Here is a 5,306-nt window from a genome sequence, read left to right on the forward strand (position 1 = left end):
ATTCGGCTTGCGAACTGATGTCGTCACGCACGGCAAGGTCGATGGTCTGGGTGGCCATGTCTGGCACTTCGTCGGTGCTGAAAATCCACAGATCGACTTCAGGATGTCGCGCGCGGAAATCCCCCAGGCGCGGCAGCAGCCAGTGCCGGGCGAACGCCGGCGTGGTGTTGAGCACCAGTTGATTGGGTTTCTGGTATTGGCCCAAACGACGAATGCCCACGGCCAGTTGCTGGAGCATGGACTGGGTGGTGCTGAGCAGATCCTGCCCGGCGTCGGTGAGCGCGACGCTGCGACCGCTGCGGAAAAACAGCGGTTGTTCCAGATACGCCTCAAGGTTGCGGATCTGCTGACTGATCGCCGACTGCGTGAGGTTTAACTCATCGGCGGCCTTGTGAAAACTGCCCAGTCGGGCGGCGGCTTCGAAGCCGCGCAGGGAGCTGAGCGGCGGCCAGTGCTTGAGCATGTCGATAAGTTCCTCTAATCAGTTGTGCGCTAAATCCATCGTTTGTTTGCCTGTTTTTGCGTCCGTAGCATGTTCGGCGTGAACACAATGGCTTAACTAGCGAGGTTTATCATGCAGCACAACGACAATAAAAACAGCGCCTGGATGATGCCGGCAGAATGGGTAACCCATGCTGCGACGTGGATGGTCTGGCCGCACAACCAGGCGTTGTGGGAATCCGGCTGGCGCGTGACCCTGGCGCAGGTGCAGGAGGATTTCGCTGGCGTGGCCAACGCCATCGCCCGTTTCGAGCCGGTGAAATTGGTGGTCGATCCTTCGGCGCTCGCCAGTGCCAAAGCCCTGTGCGGACCGAACATCGAACTGATCCCGTTGGCGGTCAACGACAGCTGGTGCCGCGACTCCGGCCCGAGTTTCGTCTGCCATCCGCAACATGGGCTGGCCGGTGTGAGCTGGCGCTTCAACGCGTGGGGCGGCAAGTCGGCGCACGATCTGGATGAGAGCCTGGCGCGCCGTGCGCTCAATCACCTTGGCCTGGAATGCTTCGGCACACCGCTGAGCAACGAGGGCGGGGCGATTCATGTCGATGGCGAAGGCACGCTGATCACCACCGAATCGGTGCTGCTCAACCCCAATCGCAACCCTGGAATGAGCAAGGCCGAGATGGAGGAAATCTTCAGTCGCCTGCTCGGCGCGAAGAAAACCATCTGGCTGCCGGGCGATCCGGACTACGTTACCGGCGACATGACTGACGGCCACGTCGATGGCGTTTGTGCCTTCGCCCGGCCCGGCGTTTTGCTGGTGGATGCGACACGTGATCAGTCTTCGGTTTACGCCGAAGTGGCACGGGAAAACCGCCGTGCACTGGAACTGGCCACCGACGCCCACGGACGCAAGTTCGAGCTGATCGAGCTGTTCGAAGCCACCGACGCGGTCGATACCGAAGCCGAAGTGTTCTGCGCCTCGTACACCAATTTCTACATCGTCAATGGCGCGATCATCATGCCGGCCTACGGCATCGAGGCCGATCACCTGGCGGCGAAAACGCTGGCGCAAGCCTTCCCCGGGCGCGAAGTGGTGCCGGTGCGCATCAATCACCTGGCGCATGGCGGCGGCGGTGTGCATTGCATCACCCAGCAACAGCCGGCCTGGCCGGTGGAGGGTTGAACGATGACCTTGTTGACCATCGCCACCACCCAGATGCCGTGCACTTGGGATTTGCCGGGCAACCTCGACCGGGCCGAGCAACTTGTACGCGACGCGGCGCAGCAGGGCGCGCAAGTGGTCCTGTTGCAGGAGCTATTCGCCACGCCGTATTTCTGCATCGAACAAAATCATCAACATATGGCGCTTGCCGAGGAGTATCGCGACAGCCGCGTCCTCGCGCGCTTCGCCGCACTGGCCCGGGAGCTGGGCGTGGTGTTGCCATTGAGCTGGTTCGAAAAGGCCGGCAATGCCTATTTCAATTCGCTGGCCGTCGCCGATGCTGACGGACGTCTGTCGGGCGTGTACCGCAAGACCCACATTCCCAACGCCGTCGGCTATCAGGAGAAGGAATATTTCAGCCCCGGCGACAGCGGTTTCAAAGTCTGGGATACCGCGTTCGGCCGCCTCGGCGTGGGCATCTGCTGGGATCAGTGGTTCCCGGAAACCGCGCGCTGCCTGGCGTTGATGGGCGCTGAAGTGTTGCTCTATCCCACGGCCATCGGCTCGGAACCGGGCAACGCGGCACTGGATTCCCGCGACCATTGGCAGATGACCATGCGCGGCCACGCCGCCGCCAATCTGCTACCGGTGGTGGCGTCGAACCGCGTTGGTCGCGAAGTGGCGAGCACCGATCCTCATCTGCAAATGAGTTTCTACGGCTCGTCGTTCATCAGCGATCACAAGGGCCAGTTGCTCGCGACGGCCGACCGCGACAGCTGCGGCGTGCTTGTCCACTCACTCGACCTTGCCGCCATGCGCGAAGAGCGCCTGAGCTGGGGCATCTATCGCGATCGCCGTCCGGACATGTACGGCGCGTTGCTCAGCCAGGATGGCCGCCACCTCCACGCACGCTGGAACACTCAAGGGGTCTGACATGACGACTCAACACAAGCGGTTGCTCGGCGCGATTGGCCTGGCATTGACCTGCGCAATGCCGTCGCTGCACGCCGAAGACAAAACCCTGCGGCTATACAACTGGGCCGATTATTTTGCCGAAGACACGCTGAGCCGGTTCACCGCCGAAACCGGGATCAAAGTGATCTACGACGTCATGGACGGCAGCGAAACCCTCGAAGCCAAGATGCTCTCCGGTGGCAGCGGTTACGACCTGATTTTCCCCGGCGACACCGTGGCCGAGCGTCTGATGCGTGCCGGCAGCCTGATGCCGCTGGATCAATCGAAGCTGACCGCACTGGGCGACATCGAGCCTGGTTTGCAGAAGCTGCGCAGCCATTACGAACACTCCAGCAAAGCCACGGTGCCTTACACTTGGGGCACCATCGGCCTGACCTATAACGCCGAGCAGATCAAACAGCGCATGGCCGATGCGCCAGTGAACAGTCTGGACATGTTGTTCAAACCGGAGCTGGCGGCGAAGTTCGCCGATTGCGGGATCTCGATGATCGATTCGCCCGATGAAGCGCTGGCAGTGGTGCTCAATTACCTGGGGCGCGATCCGCGCAGTGCAAAACCGGCGGATCTGGCGGCGGCCAGTGAGCTGTTGATGAAACTGCGGCCGTACATTCGCAAGTTCCAGTCGCAACCGGTGACCGATCTGGTCAACGGCAATTTGTGTCTGTCGCTCGGTTACAGCGGCGACATGACCCAGGCCCAGCGCACCTCGGACAGCGCCGGCAAGCACACACGCTTCCAGTACCGTGTGCCCCGTGAAGGCACCACGGTGTGGATGGACACCATGGCCATTCCGGTCGACGCCCGACATCCGGAATACGCCTACGCGTTTATCAACTTCGTCATGCGCCCGGAGAACATGGCCGCGATCAGTAACTTCACCGGTTACCCGACTTCCAGCGCCAAGGCGCGCTCGGGCGTCGATGCAAGCATGCGCGACAACCCGGACATTTACCTCGACGAGGCAACCTATGCTCGGTTGATTCCGGGCAAGGACATCCCCCAGGCCGACATGCGCGCCCGCATGCGCACCTGGACCAAATTCAAGACGGCCACCGGCCAATGACCCAGGGCCGGCGGGTTGGCCGGCCTTTTTTTCTACAGGAACTGCAACATGTCGACTCGTCGCGAGTTCATCAAGCAAGTCACGGTCGCCGCAGGTGTCGGCGCAACGTTCATGGGCCTCGGCCTGTCGCCGGGCAAGGTATTCGCCGCTGCACAAGGGCGCTGGTTCATGCCTGATGAGGGCGACAAACACGCGCGCGCCTACATTGCCTTCGGCGCGCAGGATGCAATCTGGGAAGACTTCACTGCGGATGTGCAGGCAGCCCTGGGCCGCGTCGCCCGAGCCATTGCCCGCTTCGAACCGGTTACGGTGTTCTGCCGCAAGCACGAGCGCAGCCTCGCCGAAACACATTGCGGCACTCACAACATCACGTACGTGGCGGCCGCGCTGGATGACATCTGGATGCGCGACATCGGCGCCAACTTCGTGATCGACGACAAGGGCGGTCTGGGCGCGGTGGATTTCAATTTCAACGGTTGGGGCGGCAAGCAGCGGCACAGCAAGGACGCACAGATCGCCGCGCGAGTGGCCGACGACGCGCAAGCCATTTACCAACGCAGCGAACTGGTGGGCGAGGGCGGGGGGATCGAAGTCGATGGCCACGGTACCGGGATCATGACCGAGAGCAGCTGGATCAACGCCAACCGCAATCCTGACTGGAGCAAAGCTGACGTCGAAGCAGAACTGAAGGAGCGTCTGGGTCTGCGCAAAATCATCTGGCTGCCGGGCATCAAGGGCAAGGACATCACCGACGCCCACGTCGATTTCTACGCACGGTTCATCAAGCCTGGCGTTGTCATCGCCAACCTCGACACCGACCCTGAATCCTACGATCACAAGGTCACCCTGGCGCACCTGGAAATCCTCAAGCGCGCCACTGATGCCGACGGGCGCACATTGCAGATCCACACGGTTTCGCCGCCGCTCAAACCGCGCAAAAGCAAGTTCAGCCAGAACAACCCGGACTTCGCCGCTGGCTACATCAATTACTTCGTGATCAACGGCGCGATCATCGCCCCGGAATTCGGCGATAAGGCAGCCGATAAACAGGCCTTCGACCTGCTCGCCGAGCTGTACCCGGAGCGTGAAATCGTGCAGCTCGACATCGACGCCATTGCCGCCGGCGGTGGCGGGATTCACTGCGTGACCAGCCATCAACCACAGGCGTGATTGACTCGGAGGCGGATCGGGCCAACTATCGGCGGATAACAACATCACCAATGGGCCCGACCTTGATCGAACGACGCCAATTCAGCGGAGGCATGAAGGGGAAAAACCTCCGCTACCTGAATGAGCAAACCGCTGACACCCGCATGACCCGCACCGGTTTCCTGCTGCTCGAGCACTTTTCATTGCCGGCCTTCACCCAGGCGCTGGACACGATTGTCACCAGTAACCTGTTGCGCCCGGGACTGTTTTCGTCCCGTACGTTCGGGCTGGGCGAGGGTGAAGTTGTCAGCGATCTGGGGCTGGTGATTCGCCCGGATGCGAAGATGGATCTGGCGGCGTTGCATGACCTGGATCTGCTGGTGATTTGTGGCGGTTATCGCACCGAACTGCGGGCGAGCGAGGCATTCATCGGTTTGCTGAAAGTGGCGGTGGAACGCGGCATCACCCTGGCCGGGTTGTGGAACGGTTCGTGGTTTCTCGGCCGGGCCGGGT

At 61.6% G+C, this 5,306-nt stretch carries 6 protein-coding genes; 5 read left to right on the forward strand and 1 reads right to left on the reverse strand.

Annotation, left to right across the window (positions count from 1 at the left end; all coding sequences use genetic code 11):
- A partial coding sequence (locus DBR24_RS31660; RefSeq protein WP_256591318.1) for a LysR family transcriptional regulator occupies positions 1 to 463 on the reverse strand: 463 nt, incomplete at its 3' end.
- Between the two features lie 111 nt (positions 464 to 574).
- Between DBR24_RS31660 and DBR24_RS07075 the strand changes: the two genes are divergently transcribed.
- The 5 genes from DBR24_RS07075 to DBR24_RS07095 all read left to right on the forward strand — a co-directional run.
- Positions 575 to 1,627: an agmatine/peptidylarginine deiminase gene (locus tag DBR24_RS07075; protein WP_128614323.1), complete on the forward strand. Its 1,053-nt coding sequence runs from the start codon at positions 575 to 577 to the stop codon at positions 1,625 to 1,627.
- A 3-nt stretch (positions 1,628 to 1,630) separates the two neighbouring features.
- Positions 1,631 to 2,539, forward strand: a complete 909-nt coding sequence (gene aguB / locus DBR24_RS07080; protein ID WP_128614324.1) for an N-carbamoylputrescine amidase — start codon at positions 1,631 to 1,633, stop codon at positions 2,537 to 2,539.
- A gap of 1 nt (position 2,540) precedes the next feature.
- Positions 2,541 to 3,644, forward strand: coding sequence for an extracellular solute-binding protein (locus tag DBR24_RS07085; RefSeq protein ID WP_128614325.1), 1,104 nt, complete (start codon positions 2,541 to 2,543; stop codon positions 3,642 to 3,644).
- A gap of 48 nt (positions 3,645 to 3,692) precedes the next feature.
- Positions 3,693 to 4,814, forward strand: a complete 1,122-nt coding sequence (locus DBR24_RS07090) for an agmatine/peptidylarginine deiminase (RefSeq protein ID WP_128614326.1) — start codon at positions 3,693 to 3,695, stop codon at positions 4,812 to 4,814.
- 50 nt (positions 4,815 to 4,864) lie between these two features.
- Positions 4,865 to 5,306: DJ-1/PfpI family protein (locus DBR24_RS07095; protein WP_177490455.1), on the forward strand; the 442-nt coding region annotated here is incomplete at its 3' end.

The organism is Pseudomonas sp. HMWF006 (genome assembly GCF_003061205.1).
GTDB classification, from domain to species: Bacteria; Pseudomonadota; Gammaproteobacteria; order Pseudomonadales; family Pseudomonadaceae; genus Aquipseudomonas; species Aquipseudomonas monsensis.